This is a genomic window from Paenisporosarcina sp. P5_A11 (assembly GCF_056400705.1).
Genome location: NZ_JBFUKT010000312.1, coordinates 1 through 1881, shown reverse-complemented (window position 1 = coordinate 1881; position 1881 = coordinate 1). Strand labels below are relative to the sequence as shown.

Sequence of the window (1881 nt, the reverse complement as noted above, 5' to 3'; positions counted from 1 at the left end):
ACGCTGAACACATTCAAGTAGTTAAAGAATATTTAACTGTTAATGGAATGTTCTTTACAGTTGATAATGAAGATCCTATCTACACGGATGTTGTGGAACTTGATTTATCAACAATTGAACCAAACATGTCTGGACCTAAACGTCCACAAGACTTAATTCCATTGTCTGAAATGAAACTTGAGTTCAACAAAGCGGTTGTCGCTCCTCAAGGCAACCAAGGATTCGGTTTATCTAAAAAAGAATTTAATAAATCTGCAACAGTTACACTAGATGGTAATGAAGTGACAATTCCTACAGGCGCTATTGGAATTGCAGCCATTACATCTTGTACAAATACTTCTAATCCATTCGTTATGATTGGTGCCGGTCTTGTTGCGAAAAAAGCAGCAGAAAAAGGCTTGCGTCCACCAGCATACGTGAAAACTTCACTTGCACCAGGTTCAAAAGTAGTAACAGGTTACTTACGTGACGCTGGACTTCTTGAGCCATTAAGTGCTGTAGGATTTGACTTAGTTGGTTACGGATGTACGACTTGTATCGGTAACTCAGGTCCAATGCTTCCTGAAATCGAGAAAGGTATCATCGAAAACGACTTACTAATTACGTCTGTTCTTTCTGGTAACCGTAACTTTGAAGGTCGTATTCACCCATTAGTGAAAGGAAACTACTTAGCTTCACCACCACTTGTAGTTGCCTATGCATTAGCAGGTACAGTTGATATTGATCTTCAAAACGAATCACTTGGTAAAGATCAAGCAGGAAACGATGTTTTCTTTGCTGACATCTGGCCAACAACTGAAGAAGTTAAAGAAGTCCTTCTTAAAACAGTAACACCAGAATTGTTCCGCAGTGAATATGAACGTGTATTCAATGAAAACGAGCGTTGGAATGCGATTGAAACATCAAATGATTCATTATATACTTTTGATGAAGATTCAACGTATATTCAAAACCCTCCTTACTTTGAAGGTTTAGCAATTGAGCCGAGCCCTATTCAAACACTAGCTGGACTTCGTGTAGTTGCGAAATTCGGTGATTCAATTACGACTGACCATATTTCACCAGCAGGTGCGATTGGTAAAGATACGCCAGCAGGTAAATACTTGCGTGAACGCGGCGTAGCTGTACGCGACTTTAACTCATATGGTTCACGTCGTGGTAGTCATGATGTTATGATGCGCGGTACATTTGCGAACATTCGTATTCGTAACCAAATCGCAGCTGGTACAGAAGGTGGCTTTACAACTTACTGGCCAAATGGCGAAATCATGGCTATCTATGATGCAGCAATGAAATACCAACAAGACGGCACTGGCTTAGTTGTTTTAGCAGGTAAAGATTACGGTATGGGATCTTCACGTGACTGGGCAGCAAAAGGCACAAACCTTCTAGGTATTAAAACAGTTCTTGCTGAAAGTTACGAACGTATTCACCGTTCAAACTTAGTTATGATGGGTGTTTTACCTCTTCAATACTTGGCAGGTCAAAGTGCAGAAACACTTGGTTTGACAGGAAAAGAAGAAATCAGCGTAAACATTGCTGAAGGCGTAAAACCTCGTGATATCTTAACAGTTAAAGCTGTTTCTGCTGACGGTTCTGTAAAAGAATTCGACGTATTAGCTCGTTTCGATTCAGAAGTAGAAGTTGATTACTATCGTCATGGTGGTATCTTACCAATGGTATTACGTGACAAATTGAAAAACTAAAGTATTTTAGAAGACTGTCCTTTTTGGACAGTCTTTTTTTGTTTAGAATGACAACCTTACAAATGTGCCTAGACATGCCTCATACCGAGTATTTCCTCTTGTGAATGAATTTACATTCATTTTGAACATTGCTATGCTACACTTTTTACAGGCTTTTTATGTGGATATATAAGGG

At 39.3% G+C, this 1881-nt stretch carries 1 protein-coding gene; it reads left to right on the top strand.

What is annotated here, in order from left to right:
• Positions 1-1706: aconitate hydratase AcnA (gene acnA / locus AC1DOS_RS19795; protein ID WP_477538864.1), on the top strand; the 1706-nt coding region annotated here is incomplete at its 5' end.
• Positions 1707-1881 lie beyond the last annotated feature (175 nt).